Below are 19,724 nucleotides of genomic sequence, written 5' to 3' on the forward strand. Positions count from 1 at the left end.
GGCTACAGTATTCTGCAATTCGTGTCGGGCGAGTAGTGGCGGAATATCTGCTCGAAATTGTCTATCACGTTGTCGTTGGCTGCCGAAGCGTCGCGCATCACGAAATATACCGGCTTCAGTCTGGCGATTTCCGTAATGGCGGATTCATTCACGTCCTTGTCGAAACAGGCTATCAGATAGTTCCCGTCCACAAAATGCACGTTCTTTCCTGCCATTTGCCGCGTCTCAATCTTTGCCGAGAGTTCAATGCCGAGGTCGAGCATCACTTGGAACAGCAAATCTTCGCTGCTGCGGTCGGGCTTCACATTCTCATTGAACAAGGATTGCCCGTCAAACTCTTGCGGAGTGTAATAGACATCTTCCATGTTGCCGCTGTCGAGTTTCAGCACGCGGAAACCGGTGTCAAGCTTGTCGATGCCTTCCTTGTCGGCATTCTCTTCCCTGATTTTCTTTCCGGCACGGCGGATGCGTTCTTTGCCTATCTCGCAGATATTCTTATACCCGGCTTTATAGGCTTCGCTCTTCTCATCGGTCAATTCTGGAAGCTGCACCATGATGAATTTGCGGTTGCCGCCGTCCTCTGCGTTCAGTTGCATAACAGCGTGGGCGGTAGTTGCAGAACCGGAAAAGAAATCAAGTATGATACTGTCCTTATTGGTAAGTGTAAACTCCAACAAACTCTTTATTATTGTTTCATCTTTTGGATTCTGAAATACCATTGCTTCCATCAAAGTGCGAAGCCGCTTAGTGGAGGCTCTACCGTCCTTATAAAAAACGCTATACGGTGTAGTATATTCTCCATCAACCAGGTAGGTTTTCTTACATGGAACACTGGTTTCATCTTCTCCAAAGTGAACCAATCCAAGAGCTATTACTTCATCCATTCTTTCTTTGGTCGGGTAGACCCAGCCTCTGTTTGGTACACGTACTGGTTTTTTTGTAACTGGGTGCAGGACCTCGTACTTAGGACCGCCGCCACCCGGCCAAGAAATATCAGAGGGGAAATATATTCCTTTAGCATCAATGCAAGAATAATGCGAGTGATTCTTTGCTGCATGGGTGTCTGGCAAACCTTTGTACCATTCTTTTAGTGCTGCTGTTGCAGCTTTATAATCTGTCCCATATTGCTTTTTAATTTTTTCATAAGCCGCATATATATCTTCTATTCCTTGCTTTCGTTCTCTCCACAGAACCTTACTATCAATTAGTGTAGAGATGGATTTAACATAACAAAGCATATACTCGTGAGAAACGGATATGTATTTTGAATCGTTCTTTCTGCCTGCCGCCCAAATTAGAGAGGCAATGAAGTTATCTTCGCCAAACACTTCATCGCACAACTTTTTAAGATTGCCTTGTTCGTTATCATCAATCGAAATAAAGATAACTCCATCCTCCGCCAGCAAGTCCCTCGCCACCTTCAGCCTCGGATATATCATATTCAACCAGTCGGTATGAAAACGCCCGTTGCTTTCCGTATTCCGCAACATCGGGTCAATCGTCTGATTCCCCTCTTCATCGAACAAACCACTGTTTTGCTCAAACTCCGACTTGCCTTGTGCAAACTCGTCATTGTACACAAAGTCGTTGCCCGTGTTGTAAGGCGGGTCAATATAAATCATCTTCACTTTGCCAAGGTATGTCTCACGCAACACCTTCAGCACATCAAGGTTGTCACCCTCAATATAAAGATTCTGCGTGTTGTCAAAATCCACCGATTCCTCCCGGCACGGGCGGAGCGTCATTGTCGTGGGAGTGTTCGCCAAACGGTTTGCCGCCCGCTTGTCCGGCCAAGTGAACTGATAGCGTTCCTCCCCTTCTGCAAGAATATCGTTGGATAACTCCGCTTCCAGTTTTTCAAAGTCGATAGCCAGTTCCGGCTTGCCGTTCTTACCTAACCGTTCCGTAACGCAGTTCGGGAACAATCGCGCTATCTTATTTATGTTGGAGCCTGTCACATCGTGGCTCTGCATCTTCAGTTTGTCCATTTACAGGTTTGATTTTAGTTTTTTGATTATTTCAAAATACTCCCGTTTGCACCGAGGCTGTTTCTCACTTGCCATCTTCCGCGCCAAAGCAGCAATCTGAGCAAGGGTTTTCGCTCGTTGCTCATTGGTTTGTATCTGCTGCGTAAGTGTATTGCCCTGTTCCATCTCAATGCCGCCGATGCTCTTCACGATATTCTCCCAAACGGCATCCATGCTCAAGCCCGAAAGCGCCATCTTCGCTTCCCCTGTCGGCATCCATGCGGAACAGATAAGCCTGTCCGAATGATAGACGGCGAATTGCGTGTCTGTTTCAAACTGCAAGGCAAACAGAATGTTCTGCGGAATGAGCCGGGATAACAGGACGATATTCTTGCCATCATAATCTTTACGTTTCATCTGAACAGCAAGCACATAAATATCCTTGATGCTCTCTCCCGCCGTAATGGTCAGCAATGTTGCCGGAGACAAGACCGCCACAATATCCATGCGGCTCACATCGGCATCGAAGCCGTCGCGCTGCGAGGGCTTCAGGTGGAACTTCGCAAATACGGCCTTTTTCGGCAATTGCTTCTTGCGTTCCGTAGTGATGGGCAGTCCGTACATACTCATTTGATGACAAGGAAACAGATTAATTCAAAGTCATCCAGCCCGCGTATCTCCTCCGTGAAGAGTGAGCCTTGCACGCCGCTCAGAAAACTGTCGATGTCGCTCCCCTCCTTCACATGGATGATGGAAGAGATGGCATCGCCCAACAGTTCGGAATACCGCCGCATGTTCTTCCCGTCGGAAGTAGCCTTGTTGAACTCCCGGCATAGTTCCATGTCCGGTGCGGTCTTGCCTTTGCACAGGAAACGCAGGCGGTCTAGCATCTCCTTGGGTGAAAGATGATTGACCACCACTTCCTTGCTCTCCGAGATATAGACCATATAGAAAGGATGCAGGCGGTTCCTGTGGTCGATGTTCACGCCGTTGTTACGGTTTTTCAATACGAACACCGCTCCGGCAGGCGCACCGTCACTTGCGGGCACCACGGCATGAAGACCGAAAGGCGTATGCTCCAGGCCGGGATCGTCTTTCAGGCTGGCAAGCAGGTCAAGACGGAACTCGTTCAGCCCCAAGTCCATGATGGAAACACCCGTGTTCATCTCCTCAATGTCCACCACCTCGCTCTGCAGACGTTTCAGTTGCTCGCGTCGGTATTCAAGGTCGCCTTTCTCTTCGGGCGATATGGGATTGTCATCACCCGTACTTGTCAGCACCGACACCTTCATGCGGGCTTCCACTCGTCCTTTCAGGTCGATGTATTCGTCAAGGGTCACGTCCGGCCAGTAGTTCACAAGTTGAATCACCTCGTTGCGCGAGCCGATGCGGTCGATACGCCCGAAACGCTGAATGATGCGCACGGGATTCCAATGGATGTCGTAATTGATGAGACAGTCACAATCCTGCAAGTTCTGTCCCTCGCTGATGCAGTCGGTAGCGATAAGCACGTCTATCTCCTCCCGGATGTGCGGATAAATGGCAGACTTCTCCTTTGAAATTGGAGAGAAGAGCGTAAGCACCTTGTTGAAGTCGAGCTTCACGCGCTGTGGCAGGCGCAATGTGCTGCGTGCTTCCACGTCTCCGGTGACGAGTGCCGTATGCAGCCCATACTTTTTCAGAATGGGAGCAGCCAGACAGTCGTACAAGTATTCGGCGGTGTCGGAGAACGCCGTGAAGATAATCATCTTCCTGTTGCCTGCGTTGATGGGATGGGCAAACTTGTCGCGCAAGTCGGCAATCAACTGTTGCAGCTTGCTGTCGTGTTCCGGAGTGATGGAACCAATCATGAGCAGCAGAAGATCAAGGTTCTCCAAATCCTCTTTGAGGTAGCCGCGCCATGTGATGTGGTCAAGATCCTGCAGGGCAATTCTTGTCTTCTTGCCACCGATAAACATATCCGTCTCTCGGTCATCGGCATCGAGATTCCGCGAAATATCCTCCAATTCAATGGAAAAGCTGTCGCCCTGATTCAACACATCAAGCTGTCCGATGGTTGACGCTATCAACTTCCTGATTCTTTCAAGGGTGAGGCGGAAAGAATTGACCGAGCTTTCCAGACGTTTGAGCAGGTTGATGCTCATCAGGCGGCGTATTCCCTTCTCGCGTCCGGCTCTGCCGCGACCGTGGAAGTCGTTATCCTCGTCCATGTATTTTTTCCTCCGGCTTGGCAGAATGAAATCGGAAGGGGTATAAATGGCAAGGTTGAGGCGGCTGACAATTTCGTAAATCCCGTTATAGTTGATAGCCGTGTCGAGGTCGGTCAGGTTGGGACGGCGTGACAGCGGAGCCAGCCGCATGGGGAACTTGCCGATGTCCGCCGTATTGTAATACTGCTCTATGTGCTTGCGGCTGCGGGCAATGGTAACACTGTCGAGCACTTCAAAGAAATCGAAGCTCAACCGGCTGAGCAGTTCTTTCGTAGTGCGCTCCTTCGGCGGGAGCTTCGTCCATATGTTGTATTCCTTCTGAGCCTGACGGAAAATATCGTCAATGCCGGAAGACGTGTTCAGCAGGGCATCCATCCTGCCGCACTCACCTTCGTAGGCAAGCTGTATCTGATTCTTCAAATCGTTGAAACGGTTGTTCACGGGCGTGGCCGAGAGCATCAGCACTTTTGTCTTGACCCCCGCCCGGATAACCTTGTTCAGCAGTTGCAGGTAGCGGTTCTCGCGCGGGTTGTCGTCGTTCCCGTCCGTTGTCACCTTGCCGCCGTTTCGGAAATTATGGCTCTCGTCTATGACCACAAGGTCGTAGTTGCCCCAGTTGATATGGTCCAAGTCCTGCCCGTTGGTCTTTCCACCCCGGCGTGACAGGTCGGAATGGAAGAACACGTCATAGCGCAGGCGGTCACGGGCAATGGGGTTGTTCAGGTAGTTGCTCTTGTAGGTTATCCAGTTGTCGTTAAGTTTCTTCGGGCAAAGCACAAGTACTGACTTGTTGCGGTTCTCATAGTACTTGATGACCGAGAGGGCGGTAAACGTCTTGCCCAATCCCACGCTGTCGGCAAGGATACAGCCGTTGTACTTCTCCAACTTGTTGATGATGGCAAGGCAGGCATCCTTCTGGAAATTATATAGTTTGCTCCATATCTGGCTTTCCTTGAATCCGGTAGCCTCGTTGGGCAGGTCGTCTTCGGAGAGGTCGTCAAGGAATTCACGGAAGATATTGTACAAGGTGACAAAATAGATGAAGTCGGGGGCGTTCTCCTTATAGACATTGCTGATGTTGTCGAGTATCTTGTCCGTGACCACCTGCATCTTCGCGCTGTCATTCCAAAGCTGATCGAAAAGGAAAAGGTATTGCTGCGAGAAAGGAGCCTCGAACTTGTTTATCACCGTGTAGGCGTTGTCGCCCCGCTCGCACCCCAACTCCACCGTGGTAAATCCGGTGACGGGCATATACGCCTTGTCGTCAACGGTGGCGAAGCCCATCATGTTCTCTCCCGTATAGTTGGACTTGAAGCATGCTTTCCGCCTGATCCATTCGGCGCACTCTTTGGCAATGGCCTTTTGCGAAAGCTCGTTGCGCAACTTTATCTCAAACTCAGAGCCATAGAGGTTGCGCTCCCTGTTCAACCGTGGAATATAGAACTCCCGTTTTTGCTTGTTGGCTTTCTCGGTGACGAAAGTCGGGGAGGTGAAGATAAAGCGCAACTCCTCAATGTCTTTAAGCTGCGCTTTCAGCTCCTCAAAGGCGTAAATGGAAAAGCACGAGGCGGCAATGGCTACTTTGCTGCCGTCGTGCAACTCCTTGGTTAAATCTCCTTTCAGGGTCTTGTTTATATTATCTATAAGCTCCATTCTGTTATTAGCCCTAATTAAGAGATTGAGTTCCATTCAAAGTTAAAATGCAACTTTTTGTATTTTTACAAAACCCTAATTTTTCAGAAACAAACATTTAAAATAAGACAACAAATATGTATAGTTGCAATCTACAATTACGTATCCGGATATTTTATATATAGCTATGGTAAAAAATAATTTGCCACTTCAACATAAGAACACTAATAAAACACATTAAATGGAAGCAGTCCATATTTTTTACAGGATTATATAGAATAGTATTACTGTAAGATTTGCAACATTACTCAAATACTGATATCCGGCAATATATCCGGAGAAAAACAGAGAAGATGACCGGAACAAAACTAGATTAAACAATTCCGTTTTTATATCTTAAATTTAAATCCTCTAATTATGCTGAACGCAGATACATCATTAGAATTAATTGGAAAATCCATAATAAATAGTTAACAGTTATGCAAGAAGGTAATGTTGAGGGACAGCTCTACAAATTTTTCTGCTCATTAGCAATATTATTTTTTAGGTTTTTACAAGTGAATTTTTACATCACAAAAATATCAATCCGATCAAATAAAACAATCTAACAAATATTTATTGCATATCTTTTTTATAATAAATCATTTTTACCTACCTCAATTCCACCCAAATGCCACGGTGGTCGCTGGCCTGGCGGGAGGGGGGAGAGTCAAGGATGCCCATGGGGGGCTTGCGGCCAAGGCGCTTTTTCAGGGTATTGTTGATGAAGAGATGGTCAAAGGAGTGGTAGGTGTCTCCGTCTTCATAGTAGATGGTCCAGGTTTCCCCACGGGAATCCCTGGGTTTCAGGCGGTTCAGACGGTATTCCGTTTTAGCCGGCCCCTGGATGACCTGCACGGCGCTGTCCGCCGGACCGTCATTGAAGTCTCCGTACAAAAGCAGCGGCATGCCGTGCTGGGAGGCGATGGCTTCATTCAGGTAGTCCCGCAGGGCATATGCTTCCCTTCGCCGCGTGTCTTCTGCGGAACCGTCACGGCTGAGGCGGGACTTCAAATGAATGCCCACCAGGCGGAAGAGGCGGCCATCCGGCGTTTTCACCGTGGCGTCCAGAATGCCCCGCAGCATCGTTTTTTTCCTCTTCGTTTCTCCGGATACAGGCATGTCCGTCACGGAACGGTTGTCCACAATGGGATATTTGGAGAGAAGGGCCAATCCCCGGTCTTCTCCGTTCCGCATGACCAGGACCTTATGCGGTAACTGAACTCCTTTTCTTTTCAACCGCATTTGCAGGTCGCGCACGGCGGCTTCCCCACCCATTTCTGACAATCCTACTATTTCTGCACCGGATTGCCGGATGAGTTCGGCCACGGCCTCCCGTGCTTCGACGGGCTTGTATTTTACCTGGAAGTTGCTCCTGCGCGGATCTTCCGGTACAAAGTAGTTGCCAGCATTTATTGTGAATAACCTGACAGGTTCTCCCTTTTCCGGTATAGAGATTTTCTCCGGAACCCTTCCCTTCCCGGGCGCCTCCCAGGAGGCAGGCACCGCCTGCGGCGTATCCGTCAGCGGCTTCCATTCCATCAAGCCGTACCCCAGCACCGCGCACAGCACAACCAGGGCCGCGATGACGGAGGTTCCCCTGCGTTTTGACGTTTTCCTGATCATGTCCGTTCCCTTGAAAGATTTTCTCCATGAAGGACGTAGTGAATGAACAGGCCGAGCCGCACAAAATTTTCCGGCTTATTACTCGGCTTTCACTTCACTTTCATCCGTAGTTCATGATAAACCATGAATGTGCCTTCATTGCAACCCCAGAACGAGTCCCAGCCTGACGAGCAGACACTTTCCCAATATGCCGAACATACCAGGAAAAGCCTGATTGCGCGCCTGGAGAATTGGGAGGACCAGCGCACGTGGGATGAGTTTTACCGGACGTACTGGCGTCTTATTTATTCCGTCGCCCTCAAGGCCGGATTGAGGGAGGACGAAGCCTGGGACGTGGTGCAGGAGACCATTCTTTCCATCGCCAAGCAGAGCAAGAAGAATATTTACAAGCCGGAACAGGGTTCCTTCAAGCTCTGGCTCTGGAATATGACCCGCTGGCGCATCAACGACCAGTTCCGCAAGCGGAAGAAGGATACGGCCATGCTGATGAGCCCGGACGCCACGGAGAGCCAGGAACATCCCATCGACAAGATTCCGGACGAAGGGAAGAATAATTTTGACCAGGTGTGGGAGAGGGAGTGGCAGAATAACCTGCTCCAGGCGGCCCTGGAACGCGTCAAAGCGAAGGTGTCTCCCAAGCAGTTTCAAATTTTTGATTATTACGTGCTGCGGGAGTGGGATGCGGCGAAGGTCCGCAGACAGCTCGGCGTCACGATTGCCCAGGTTTATCTGGCGAAGCACCGCGTAGGAAGCGCCTTGAAGAAAGAGCTGCAATTCCTTCATTCCCAGGAAGAGGAGAAGGAGAGATAGGCGGATGCCGCCCCGGTGCAACCGGGCCCGTTTCCCGCTTTTCTCCTGCCGTTCCGCTTTTCAGGAATGATTCCTTTATTTTGCCTCTTGCCAAGGCAGATGTTTTGTCGTTAGATAACGGCAACTGCAATGCCGCCCTCACGCAACAGACATTCCGCCCAGAGAGTTTTTACCTGGGACAAGATCAAGATGGCCCTGGCGGCGGCGGAAGAAGGGTTTTATATCTGGAATATCAAAACGGGCGTCATCCATTACACGGACCGCTGCCTGACCATGATGGGGGCCAGCCGCAAGGAGAAGGCCCCCAATATTTTCACCCAGCCGGAGCTTACCATCCACGAGGAGGACCAGGCCTTTTTTTCCCAGGAGGTGCGCCGTTACCTGGACGGCCATTCCCACATGCCCATGCGCATTGAAATACGCATGAAGAAGCTGAATTCCAAGAGCTGGAGCTGGGTCCGCATCAACGGTCTCGCTCGCAGGGACAAGCAGCGCCGCCCTGTCATGCTGGTAGGGGTATGGGTCAACATTACCCGGCGAAAGACGGCGGAACTGCGCGCCGCGGAAGACAGGGACCTGTTCCACACCCTGATTGAGCACATTCCGGACAGCATTTATTTCAAGAACCGGGAATCGCGCTTCGTGCTGGCGAATACCGCCACGGCCAATAAGCTGGGCGTGCCCACGCCGGCTGACCTGACCGGAAGGACGGACGATTACTTTTTCGATCAAACGATGTCCGATGTTTCCCGCAAGGAGGAGCTGGACATCATGGCTACCGGACGCCCCATCCGCGCCCGCCTCCATCATGAGACATGGCTTCACAAGGATGATTCCTGGAGCCAGATCAGCAAGTTTCCTTGGTACGGCCGCAACGGGGACCTGAAGGGCATCGTGGGCATTTCCAGCGACGTCACCAAGCTGGTGAAGACGGAGATCAAGGCCACGGAAACAGCCCGTATTCTGGAAGAGCGCAACAAGTCCCTGGAGAAGGAGATAGATTTGGCCCGGGAAATCCAGTTCGCCCTGCTTCCCTATGAGATTCCCTCCCGCTCCCATACGGAACACGGCCTGACGCGCCATGTGGATTTCCACCACATTTTCACTCCTTCAGAGGGGGTGGCGGGCGATTGGTTCGATGCCTTTCCCGTGGGCAATTCCGGCGTAGGCGCCATCGTCTGCGACGTGATGGGCCACGGCATCCGCGCCGCCCTGATCGCTTCCATGCTCCGCGGCCTGATGGAGCAGTTGTCCCATCTGGCGGACAATCCGGCGGCCTTTCTGTCTTCCCTCAACCACCAGCTTGCCAAAATTCTGCAACGGGCGAATACCACGATGTTCGCCTCCGCCGTTTATATTTACCTAGATTTGGAAACCGGCGTCATGACCGCCTCCACGGCCGGGCACCCGCATCCCATTATCCTGGGGCCGGACGGAGTTGCCCGCAAGATGCCGCTGCCCAGGGGCATTGCCCTGGGGCTGCTGGATGATGCCACGTACCAGAACGCCCAGTTCCCCCTCCTGGCAGGTTCCCGCGTCCTGATGTATACGGACGGACTGACGGAAGCCGCCAATTCGGAAGGGGAAGAGCTGGGCGTGGAGAGGCTGATCGATTATTTCAATAATTCATCCCCCAAGAGCACCAAGGATTTTGTCCATCAGGCCCTTACCTGCGTAGCAAAATTCACCGGCTGCACCAACCAGGCCGACGATATCTGCATGCTGGGCATCAGTTATTCCGAACACGAGGCAAAGCCGGGGCATTAACAAACCCGGTTCCTCCATTTTCCGGATATTTACCTCCTTCCTCCTTTTTTGCTGGGGAAAAATCCACATTCCGTCCGCCTGAAAAACAGGAATCATTCAAGCAGGAAGGCTATTTCCCGGAAGGACGGTCTGCCAAGTTTTCCTTTTTCCCTGAAGAGTCCTGCCGGCAGGGAGGCACATTCTCTCTGCAAGGCCGCAGATGATTCCCGCCAGGAGAAAAACGGCAGAAGCGGCTTTCAATTTTCCCGCAGGACCGGAATACGCCTGCTCTCTTTTCAGTAAAACAGGTTCAAGAACTTCCTTTCCAGCCTCTCCCAAGCCGCATTCCGGAATTCCCGCCACCAGGAACTTCCCGAATCGCATCTTCCTGACCAATCCTTAAAAGCCAGCGGAATACGGGACGGCAGTTTTCCCATGCCGCCAAATGACAAGGATCCGTCAGGTTGCCTCAGGACAATCATCCGGAGAGAATTTGAAGTTGCGCCAGAACGGAACGCTCAGCATCCAGATGGAGAACAAGGCTTCCAGCCCTCCCGCCATGATGATCGTCGCCTGGACTCCCCAAACATCCACTACGGCTCCCCAGCCCATGGCCGCCAAAGGCTGCACCCCAATCGTAACGATGCTGAACAGCCCCAGAATGGCAGATTTGCGTTCCGGCGGCGCCAGAAGCTGCACGGCGGATGAAGAGGTGACAAAGAGGGAAGAAGTAGCCAGACCGGCAAAGAAGAAGCAGAGGGCCTGTATTTCCACCACGGGAATGATGCCGGCCACGCATAATGCGCTCCCCATCCACAGCGTGCCCGAGGAGAGCTTGGCCCCCACCCTGTCGCTTTTGCGCGCAAACGGCAGGACAAAGAGGATGCTCACCATGGCACCGGCTCCGACCGCTCCCAGAATGAGGCCGGTATTCCTGGGGTTCCCGTGCATCAATGCCGGAACAATCTGGTAAAGGGATTGCCCGCAGATGTTCTGAATGAGCGCGCTAATCATGATGAAGAGCAGGCTGCGCGTAGAAAGCACCGCCTTGAGCCCGGAGGCCTTTCTTCCGGCCCCGCGCTGCTTTTTAGGGGCGGAGGTATCCGCAACGCGCCCTTTCAGAGCCACCAGGCAGCCTATCAACGGCAGGCTTGCCACGACATTGCCGCCAAAGGCGGTTCCGGCCCCCCACTCCGCAATGATGTAGCCGGCCAGCGCCGGACCTACGGCGCGGCACGTGTTGAATACCAGGGAGTACATGCCCACGGCCTCCTGCAACTGCCTGCGCGGGATCAGATCGCCCACAAAAGCCTGCTGCGTGGGAAAGCCCACCGTCTGGTTGACGCCCATGACCAGCCCGGCGGCATACAAGTGCCATAGCTGGAGCATGTCCAGCATCGTCAGCAGAAACAGGGCTACGGCCACCAGCCATTGGACGCATTGCACGGCTATGAGCAGTTTTCTCCTGTCAAAACGGTCTCCCAGCCCGGCCAGCAGCATGCCGCCCAGAAAGAAAGGGAGCGCGTTCAGGGCGGCCAGGAAGCCCACCGCCGTGGCGGAGCCGCCGGAAATGTCGTACACAAGAATGCCCATGGCCGTCACCTGCAGCCACATCCCGATCAGGGCGGCGGCCTGCCCGGACCAGAAGATTTGCAGGTTCCTCACCTGAAGGGGCTTGAAAAAGCCCAGCCAGTCATTCAGCCATTTCATCAGCTCCGCCATCCTAGCCCCCGCCGCCGGAACCGTCCAGACGCGAGTGCGGCAACGGAAGCCCTCATAATCCCGGAACCTTTTTATTCCTCCGCGGTATAGCAGGCCGGGTAGTCCTTGGAAGGCAGCCAGACGGGAAGGTCTTTCATCCTGTCCGCGGCGCGTTCGGAAACCGGCATGCGCCAGATTTTAAAGAAAGGCCCCATGTTTTTTCCCGTGACCTTGGAGAAGGCGTTCATGACCCATTCCCATTTCTTTTCATCACTCAGCTTGCCGTTGTCGTACGGCTTGTCATGGAATTGAAGGGCCACCTGCCGGAAAGCGTCAAATCCCAGATAGTACATCAGCTCCACCCAGAAGAAGAGCTGCACCTTGTTGGGCGCTTCATTGTAGGTCTGGTCGCCGGAGAAGTACTTTTTCATCTCAGCGCTCATGCCGTACGGCCCCATGCCGCCGCCCCAGCAGGATTCAAAGTTTTTCCCGGTGCCCATTACCTCGCAGACCATGGAGAAGATGTTGACGGATACTTCCGTCTGGCCCTCCATCGTAAACGGAGGCGACTGGTGGTTATGCCCCAGTTCATGCCACAGCCCCCAGCTTCCGGAATGGATGATGGAGCCGCTGGCAATGGAGTCCGTCCAGTCCTTCGTAGCCATGGCGGGATAACCGGAATGCCCGGCCCCGGCGGAAATCTGCCTGTCCACGACAAAACGCATCGGGTGATGCAGGCGGTCCGGCTTGGTGTCCCATCCCATGATCCAGTCCTGGAGGGCCATGTTTTTTTGCAGGAATTCAGCCGTTTTCTGAACATCCGGACACCGCTTCAACTGCTCCACGGGCATCGTGACAATGAGGCGGGGCATACAGATTTCCCCCCACGGCGCCTTGGTATTTTCCAGTTGTTCGGCCCATTGTTCCGGAGTGGTCTTCCCCATGACGAACAGAGGGGCCGGCACGGCTCCGGAAATCTGAACCTTGAATACTTTTCCCCGTTTGGAACGCTGGCCCACATTCACGTAAACCAGGCCGCCCATCGGGTTCACCATTTTCACGCGGCCCCGGTCCGCCGGAACCTGCATGGTTATTTCCGGAACCCTTTTCCATTCATCCAGCTTGTGCAGGCTGTCCGTATGGCACCCTATGCGCACGCTGACCGTGCTGTCCTTGGGCGCGCCGGACAGGGAAAAGGAGATTTCCCCTCCGGGGGGAGCATACAGTCCCGTACTGTGCCAGCCGCCGATGTTGGAATCTATTTCCACCGTCCTTCTTACCGTCTGGGCCCCGTCCTCCGGAACGCCGGGAAAATCCTTCGCCGCCGGGCACGCCTTCAGGGTGGAAAGCTTGGCGTCCTTCCATTCCCGGCATTTTTCCAGAAGCTCCTGCATGCGGCGGGTATCATCACCTCTTTTCCACGGGGCGGCTCCCGCAGGGAATTCCTCTATTCCCGCCATTTTTTCCGCCTTGCCCCAGGACCATGTTTCCAGCGGCTTGTCCTTATCCGTTTGAATTTCATCCCTGGAGGGGATTGAGTAGACGGAAAGCTCCGGCATCCGGTTCTTCACAGGCAGGGGAAAACGCCCTTCCGGTTCAGGCTCATCTTCTTCCACAGGGATGTTTTCCTCCTGCCTGCGGGCCTGTTCCTCACGTTCGCGCCGTTCCAGCTCCTCCCTCCTCTTCTTTTCCTTCTCTTCGCGTTGAGCCTGCTCCCGGAGCTTTTGAGCCGCTTCCGCAGCCTGCCGTTCCTTCTTTTCCCTGGCTTCCTCACGCGCCTTCTGCTCTGCCTGCCTCTCCTTTTCCTTCTTCTCCCTGATTTCCCGCTCACGCTGCATTCTCTGTTTTTCAGCGGCTTCCCTGGCCTTCTTTTCCTTCATTTTACGCTCGGCAGTCAATTCCTGGGCAGCTTTCCTTTTTGCCAGGTTATCCTGGTACAGATAATATCCGGCTCCCGCTCCGCAAACCAGCAGAAGCACTAAAAACCAGCCTACGGCGGAACCTCTGGAGACGCTTCGGGTAAAAGAAGGAATATTCATGTGATCGGAATTCGGAATAAATCGTCATTATTTCTGCATCGCAGACATTTCTTGTCAATACGATTCTTCCTTTTCCGCGGGAGCTTTCATGGAAAGAACATTCCGGAAACCGATTTTCCCCGCATCCGGCGTCCCCCGTTTTTCAAGCGTCCGCTTCCGGAACCTCCGCCTTCATCCCGAAATGGGGGAACGCGCCATGCATCAGGCCGTCCAGCACGCCGCGGGTGCGCGGTTCCGGGCTGATGTATCCATGGCCGCAGGCTACCATGGCTTTCACTTCCTCCGCCGCATTGGAGGGACAGCACCGGAACGCTTCCGGCAAATGGCGCATGGCGTCCAGGTCGTTGTGCCCGTCTCCGAAGATGGCCGCATGGACGGGAAGCACACCGAACCGTGAGGCTACAAAAGCCAGGGAAGTCCCCTTGTTGTAGTCGCGGTGGCTGAAACGCAGGTAAGGCCCCGCCCTCTGCGTGACGATTTCATCATACGGTCCAACCGTGTCCTGAATGACGCAGGAGACGTCATCCAGCCCGCAGGCATCGTTCACCACCAGGGAAAAAGCGTCATTGGCCTGCCTGCGGAGTTCCAGCCCGGAGAACCGGTGTTCCAGATGGTCCATCAATGATTCCAGCATTCCGCCGTGACGGGTGAACAGGTCGTCATGGGCCACGGAGCAGGCATCGTTCCACGGAACGCCGGGCATCAGACGCCCTTCCGCATCCGCCAGATGAACGTTCCGTTCCATCGTGACCGTAAAATCCGGGGCAAACGCTTCCGGATTACCCTGGAACATGTCCATCAACCCTTCCCGCAGGTAAACGGGGTCCCTCCCCGTATTGATGCCCCAGAGCACGCCGTACCGCGCCCGGAGTCCACGCATGGTTCTGAAAAAAACGCGTCTTTCCTCCGCAGGGCCCCCCAACGTGAACAGGGTATCGTCAAAGTCAAAGGAGAAGAGATACCGGGGCAGTCCGGGCCTGGGCAAGGCACGGACCGGCAGAAAACGCATCAGTTCCATTTCAGGCCAGTCCTCCCTTCACCGCGGCGCGCCTCTCCGCATGCACGACGGGTTCCGCCAGCGGAATATCCTCCTCCACCGGCTCCGCCGAGGGAATGTGTTCTTCCACGGGTTCGGCGGAAGGAATGGTTTCCGGAACGGGTTCCGCCTCAGGGATGACTTCCTGCCGCGGCGCAGGCTTCTCCCGGCGTCCCGGCGCAGCGGGAGCGGGACGGGCTGCCGGGACGGCAGACGGCGGACGCGCCGCAGGGGCCGTTTTCCTTTCTCCTGCGGAAGCGGGGATTCTGGCCTCGGCGCCCACGCCGGCCCGCACCTGGCGGGCAATGGGGGTATTCATATCCACCGCATACGTGACGGGCAGGCTTCCGGCGGGAATTTCCTCTCCCGGCTTGCGCATGTGGATTTCCACCCTGCGGTTGGCAGCCTGGGCATTCCGGTCCCCCTTCGTGGAGACTACCGGGCGGGAGGCCCCGCAGGCGCGTATGTAGAGCCTGCATTCCCCGTTCGGGCGCGTCAGGGCAATGCCGTTGTCCTTCAGCCACTGGCGCACGGCATTGGCCCGCATCAGGGAGAGCACGGCATTATATTCTCCGGAACCGAAGCTGTCCGTATGCCCCTCTACAATGAAAATCGTGTCCGGGTTTTTCATCATCAGCCCGGCGAGCTGAAGCATGCTGAGGCGCGCGGAATTTTTCATCACCGCCTTGTTGTATTCAAACAGAAGGTCCGCGCCCAGCCTGCTGTAACCGCTGTCCTTGCCCAGGGAGGACTGGGCCATCAACTGGGAAAGTGATTTACTGCCGTCCGGCAGATGGGAATCATCCTGGCCGCCAGCCCCCTTGAGCTTGTTGTTGTACCATTCGTCCGGGTTGACCATGTCCGGCTCCGCCGTCTTGATAGTCGCCGGGCTGGCGGAAGTTTTCAGCATCTCGGGCGGAGAAGGTTCAGGCAGTCCCTTCGCGACGGCATTCATGTCCACCTGCGGCATTCTGGGGGCGAGGGATTCCGGCGGGGACGGAGTAACCGGATCGGCGGAAAAGCTGGTTTCCCCCGGAGCGATCACCACCTGTTCCGGCAGCATGTCCTCCAGGTCCGGCAATTCCGGCGGCACTTCCTCAAGCTGCTCGATATCCGGTTTTTCAACCACTTCCGCCACATCCGGTGCGGGACGGTCGTCCGCTTTCAGCACGATTTTCTCAGGCAGCGGCTTCCGGTCCTCCTGAACCGCGGGTGCCTTGTGCACATGAATGCCCAGGTCAAACCAGCTCAGAACGATGAAGCCCAGGTAGTGCACCAGCACGGCGGCAAGAAGGGCCCCCACCGCCACGGCGGCAAGATGGCGCGGCGCAGGCAGGATGAAACGGCTGCGCCTGCGGCGGTTCTCGCGGAGTTCACGGGTGTTTTCCTGATTGGCACTCACGGGATCATCAGCAAAAGGAGAGGCACGGTTCATGAACCGGAAGGAGCGGTGCCCGTAGCAGGTGCACTGTAGGTTTCATGGGACAACACCCTGGGCATGGGCATGCGCGTATTCTCATGAATCCATTCCGCAATGCCAGCCTGCAACTCGTCATCCCCGGCATAGACGTTGACCTTGTAGGTTTTCTCAAATTTCTCCCCCTTTTTTCCTTCAATGGAATGGAGGAAGGTCCGCTCCCGGGTGCCGTAGGGCTCGCCTTCCCGGATGGATTCATAAAGTTGTTTTTTCTCGTTTCTCAGGGAGTCGTAAATGCTCAGGCAATCCTCCAGGGTGGAGAAGAAGTACTGGTTCGTGCAGACCACCATGACGGGATAATCCAGTTTCAGGGCATCGTCTACGGGAGCCACGTCAAACGTACTGAAATCCGCACGCCAGTCAACGCCGGCATCCAGCAGCCAGTACGCGGCATAACACAGGGGCTTGCCCCAGTCCTGCTCCATTTCCCGGACGGCCACGGTTTTCAGGGAAGGAAAGCAGTCCATGCTGACCATGCAGCGGATGCGGGGATCTTCAGACGCGGCTTTCAGCAGCACCGCTGCCCCAAACCCCTGCCCTACGGCGGCCACGGGCGGCAATCCCCCCTGTTTCCGGGATACGGCGTCCAGCAGAGCCGTTACGTCCGCATATTCCTTCAATCCGTACGTGCAGAATTTCCGGGCGTCGTTTTTCCCGCGCGGATTCCATACCAGGCACGTGTAACCGGCTCCGGTCAGTCCTTCCGCCAGCGGCAGGGAGCCTTTCACCCCCTGGTCCCAGGAGGTGGCTATCACCACCAGCTCCGGCTTCGCCTCCAGATGCGGCATTCTTCCGCGCAGTTTCAAGGTATCCCGCACGCGGCTCTGGCGCGGGGACAAGGCCTCCGGACGCCCCGGACGCACCAGATAGCCTTCAATGGCGGTACCGTCGGCGGAGACGGCTTCCACCGGCTCCATCACCAGGGAATCCGCAACGGGAGAAGCGGAGGGTTCATCCCCCCCCACGGGAACGAGCAACGGAGTGGACACATACCACGCAAACCACACCAGGACGCCCACTGCTGCCAGAAGGAGCAGAAGAAACAGTTGAACAAGACGTTTGAACATGGAAAAGCTGTACCCGGAAAGCGGTTGTCAGGAAGATTTTATCCCATCCTGTCTACGTTGACAACACTCAACTTCTATCAGGAGAATATCTTCCGCACGCCATTCCGGCCCGCATGGAGCCGTGCCGCACCGCCCTCCGCTGGACAGGCGCGGGCGCACGGACATGCGGTTCCGGCAAGCCTCCGTCCCTGCCCGGCGGCCAAATAACGCTTTATTTCCCGCCCCCGATCTGGCATCCTTGTCCCACCTTACTTTTTCATGGCAATCCAGGCCCGACATTTCCGCCAATGGTTCGCATTCCTCCTCCTGCTTGCGCTGGGAGGAACGGCGGCCTGGTTCCTGATGCCCCGGGAATGGTCCCAGATGCAATGGGAAATTCCCGGCACGCCGTCCGAATATCCCCTTGCCCAGCTTCTGCGGCCCTGGCTCATTCTCCTGGGCTGTTTCCTTCCGGCGCTGGGGATGCTGCTGTACAACCGCTCGGGCATCCTGGACAGGTATGTGGCGCGTACCTGGTTCACGGCTTTCATCATGTGCACGGCCATCCTCACGCTGATTTACATCATCGGCGATTTTGCGGACAATGTGGGGGACCTGATGAACCTGGATTCCCCCCTGGCGGGCACCTTCCGCTTCTACCTGAGCCAGCTGCCCATGATTCTGAACCTGATCCTTCCCTACACCCTTCTGCTGGGAACGCTCTGGGCGCTTACCAAGCTTTCCTCATCCTCGGAAATCACCGGCATGCTGCAATCCGGGAGATCCCTGCTCCGGATCAACGCCCCGGTCATCATCGGTGCCGTCTTTGCGGCCATCTACTTCGGCATCTTCGGGTTTCACTGGGCTCCCAATTCCACTCTGTACAGGAAATTGATGTTTTCCTCCCTGAGCCAGAATAAAAATGACGACGCCTCCCGGAGCACCATCTACAAGAACGACGCGGAATCCCGCATCTGGTACCTCGGCGACCCTCCCGGAATAGACTCCCCCGGCGAGCCGTTCAGGCAGGTGCGCGTGGAACAGTTCAGCGCGCCCGGAAAGATGGAGTACGAGCTGTTTGCGGATGAAGCCATGTGGGACCCGGCTTCCAGAACATGGACATTCCGGCAAGCCATCAAAAGGAATTATTCCCAGGAGGAACCCCGCCAGCTGAACGACGTGCCCGTGTTCGCCGGGCAGGAATACCAAACGTTGAAAGAGCATTATCCAGAGACTCCCTGGCAGTTGATTTCCCCCAACGTCCGCGTGGATACCCAGGGCACTCCGGCCCTCCAGGAAATCATCAGGTCCGGCACGACAAACGCCAAGTACCTCAGAAGCCTGCAAACGGAATGGCACGTCAGGATAGCCCGCATGTTTTCCTGCATTATCCTGACATTCATCGCCATTCCTTCCGCCATCACGTTCCAGCGGCGCTCCGCCATGTCCGGCATCGGCATTGCGCTGTTCCTGGCGGCGGCCATGCTGTTCCTGTATGAGTTTTTCCCCACGCTGGCCTCCGCAGGCTACCTCCCCACCTGGCTGGGGGCGTGGATGCCCAACATCATTTACACCATCATCGCCATCCGCCTGTTCCAGACCAAGCTGGCCCACAGAAGCTTCATGGAGATGCTGAGAGGCTTGAAAAAGACACCCGTCCATGACCAACCCTGACCACCTTGACGACTCCCTGGCAGCCGTCCGGAAAGCCCGCGAACTGCTCCACCGGGCACGCGCCGTGATTTTTGACTTTGACGGGCTGCTGGTGGATACGGAATACGCCATTTATTCCTCCTGGGAACGCGTGTTCGCATCCTGCGGCCACGCCCTCCCCCTGGATTTGTTCAACCAGTGCCTGGGGAGCGGCTACACCCACTGGAACCCCGGGGAGCATCTGGAACAACTGACGGGCCGCACCTTCGACTGGGAAGCCGTCAACGGCCGCCGCCAGGAGGAAATCGTCCGCGACCTGGAGCACGCCGGCCTTCTGCCAGGAGCCTGCGAACTCATCCGGAGCCTGGCGGAAGCCGGAACGCCCATGGGCGTCGCCTCCAGCTCTTCCCACCGCTGGGTGGACGGCTGGCTGAACAGGCTGGACATCATGCCCTATTTCCAGACCGTCGTCTGCCGTGACGACGGCCTTCCCGTCAAACCGGACCCGGCCCTGTTCCTGAAGGCTGCGGAAAACCTGGGCATGCAGCCGGCTGAATGCCTGGTGCTGGAAGATTCCCAGAACGGCACCACCGCCGCGCACCGCGCAGGAATGCCCGTCATCTCCATCCCGAACCGGGTGACGGAGCAGGCGGATTTTTCCCTGGCAACCAGTAAAATCCGTTCCCTGGCGGAACTTCTTTAGGAATTCGGGAATTCCGCCTTCCATTCCGTTACGCTTGTT

At 55.2% G+C, this 19,724-nt stretch carries 13 protein-coding genes; 4 read left to right on the forward strand and 9 right to left on the reverse strand.

All coding sequences use genetic code 11. The features are described 5' to 3' along the window. Positions 1–2: 2 nt before the first annotated feature. The 4 genes from P8A25_RS09290 to P8A25_RS09305 form a co-directional block, all read right to left on the reverse strand. On the reverse strand, positions 3–1,988 hold the full coding sequence (locus P8A25_RS09290) for a site-specific DNA-methyltransferase (RefSeq protein ID WP_215442185.1): 1,986 nt from the start codon (positions 1,986–1,988) through the stop codon (positions 3–5). Then, positions 1,989–2,591 carry a DUF4391 domain-containing protein gene (locus P8A25_RS09295; protein WP_215442184.1) on the reverse strand — a complete coding sequence of 201 codons (603 nt, stop codon included), beginning with the start codon at positions 2,589–2,591 and terminating at the stop codon, positions 1,989–1,991. It lies immediately after the preceding gene. Positions 2,592–2,593: 2 nt separating this feature from the next. Beyond that, positions 2,594–5,830 (reverse strand): helicase-related protein, encoded by a 3,237-nt coding sequence (locus P8A25_RS09300; RefSeq protein ID WP_215442183.1) that lies wholly within the window; start codon positions 5,828–5,830, stop codon positions 2,594–2,596. A 630-nt stretch (positions 5,831–6,460) separates the two neighbouring features. After that, the gene (locus tag P8A25_RS09305) at positions 6,461–7,474 is read right to left on the reverse strand and encodes an endonuclease/exonuclease/phosphatase family protein (RefSeq protein WP_215442182.1); all 1,014 of its coding nucleotides are present in this window, start codon (positions 7,472–7,474) and stop codon (positions 6,461–6,463) included. A gap of 123 nt (positions 7,475–7,597) precedes the next feature. Between P8A25_RS09305 and P8A25_RS09310 the strand changes: the two genes are divergently transcribed. Both P8A25_RS09310 and P8A25_RS09315 read left to right on the forward strand, forming a co-directional pair. Then, positions 7,598–8,284 carry an RNA polymerase sigma factor gene (locus tag P8A25_RS09310; protein ID WP_022397257.1) on the forward strand — a complete coding sequence of 229 codons (687 nt, stop codon included), beginning with the start codon at positions 7,598–7,600 and terminating at the stop codon, positions 8,282–8,284. A gap of 129 nt (positions 8,285–8,413) precedes the next feature. After that, positions 8,414–10,051: a SpoIIE family protein phosphatase gene (locus P8A25_RS09315; RefSeq protein WP_022397258.1), complete on the forward strand. Its 1,638-nt coding sequence runs from the start codon at positions 8,414–8,416 to the stop codon at positions 10,049–10,051. A gap of 438 nt (positions 10,052–10,489) precedes the next feature. On the opposite strand, the gene P8A25_RS09320 is transcribed toward P8A25_RS09315, so the two are convergent. From P8A25_RS09320 to P8A25_RS09340, 5 genes are all read right to left on the reverse strand, one after another. After that, positions 10,490–11,740, reverse strand: a complete 1,251-nt coding sequence (locus P8A25_RS09320) for an MFS transporter (RefSeq protein ID WP_180970954.1) — start codon at positions 11,738–11,740, stop codon at positions 10,490–10,492. A gap of 83 nt (positions 11,741–11,823) precedes the next feature. Next, positions 11,824–13,770 (reverse strand): M60 family metallopeptidase, encoded by a 1,947-nt coding sequence (locus P8A25_RS09325; RefSeq protein ID WP_215442181.1) that lies wholly within the window; start codon positions 13,768–13,770, stop codon positions 11,824–11,826. 142 nt (positions 13,771–13,912) lie between these two features. Then, complete coding sequence (locus P8A25_RS09330) at positions 13,913–14,650, reverse strand: HAD family hydrolase (protein ID WP_180975242.1); 738 nt, start codon at positions 14,648–14,650, stop codon at positions 13,913–13,915. 139 nt (positions 14,651–14,789) lie between these two features. Beyond that, positions 14,790–16,208, reverse strand: coding sequence for an OmpA family protein (locus tag P8A25_RS09335; RefSeq protein ID WP_180970955.1), 1,419 nt, complete (start codon positions 16,206–16,208; stop codon positions 14,790–14,792). Positions 16,209–16,237: 29 nt separating this feature from the next. Next, positions 16,238–17,350 (reverse strand): S9 family peptidase, encoded by a 1,113-nt coding sequence (locus tag P8A25_RS09340; protein WP_022397263.1) that lies wholly within the window; start codon positions 17,348–17,350, stop codon positions 16,238–16,240. Between the two features lie 258 nt (positions 17,351–17,608). Between P8A25_RS09340 and P8A25_RS09345 the strand changes: the two genes are divergently transcribed. Next, positions 17,609–19,003 (forward strand): LptF/LptG family permease, encoded by a 1,395-nt coding sequence (locus P8A25_RS09345; RefSeq protein ID WP_102722721.1) that lies wholly within the window; start codon positions 17,609–17,611, stop codon positions 19,001–19,003. Next, entirely contained in the window at positions 18,990–19,685 is a 696-nt protein-coding gene (locus tag P8A25_RS09350; protein WP_022397265.1) for an HAD family phosphatase, read from the forward strand. The genes P8A25_RS09345 and P8A25_RS09350 overlap by 14 nt, the downstream gene beginning before the upstream one ends. The last annotated feature ends 39 nt before the right edge of the window (positions 19,686–19,724 follow it).

Origin of the sequence: Akkermansia sp. BCRC 18949, assembly GCF_045011645.1 — a bacterium.
Lineage (GTDB): Bacteria > Verrucomicrobiota > Verrucomicrobiia > Verrucomicrobiales > Akkermansiaceae > Akkermansia > Akkermansia massiliensis.

Bases quoted from the DNA above. Each gene is read 5' to 3' on its own strand.
- P8A25_RS09310 (WP_022397257.1), top strand. From the start codon at position 7,598: ATGAATGTGCCTTCATTGCAACCCCAGAACGAGTCCCAGCCTGACGAG.
- P8A25_RS09295 (WP_215442184.1), bottom strand. From the start codon at position 2,591: ATGTACGGACTGCCCATCACTACGGAACGCAAGAAGCAATTGCCGAAA.
- P8A25_RS09325 (WP_215442181.1), bottom strand. From the start codon at position 13,770: ATGAATATTCCTTCTTTTACCCGAAGCGTCTCCAGAGGTTCCGCCGTA.
- P8A25_RS09305 (WP_215442182.1), bottom strand. From the start codon at position 7,474: ATGATCAGGAAAACGTCAAAACGCAGGGGAACCTCCGTCATCGCGGCC.
- P8A25_RS09290 (WP_215442185.1), bottom strand. From the start codon at position 1,988: ATGGACAAACTGAAGATGCAGAGCCACGATGTGACAGGCTCCAACATA.
- P8A25_RS09330 (WP_180975242.1), bottom strand. From the start codon at position 14,650: ATGCGTGGACTCCGGGCGCGGTACGGCGTGCTCTGGGGCATCAATACG.
- P8A25_RS09320 (WP_180970954.1), bottom strand. From the start codon at position 11,740: ATGAAATGGCTGAATGACTGGCTGGGCTTTTTCAAGCCCCTTCAGGTG.
- P8A25_RS09340 (WP_022397263.1), bottom strand. From the start codon at position 17,350: ATGTTCAAACGTCTTGTTCAACTGTTTCTTCTGCTCCTTCTGGCAGCA.
- P8A25_RS09345 (WP_102722721.1), top strand. From the start codon at position 17,609: ATGGCAATCCAGGCCCGACATTTCCGCCAATGGTTCGCATTCCTCCTC.
- P8A25_RS09300 (WP_215442183.1), bottom strand. From the start codon at position 5,830: ATGGAGCTTATAGATAATATAAACAAGACCCTGAAAGGAGATTTAACC.
- P8A25_RS09315 (WP_022397258.1), top strand. From the start codon at position 8,414: ATGCCGCCCTCACGCAACAGACATTCCGCCCAGAGAGTTTTTACCTGG.
- P8A25_RS09350 (WP_022397265.1), top strand. From the start codon at position 18,990: ATGACCAACCCTGACCACCTTGACGACTCCCTGGCAGCCGTCCGGAAA.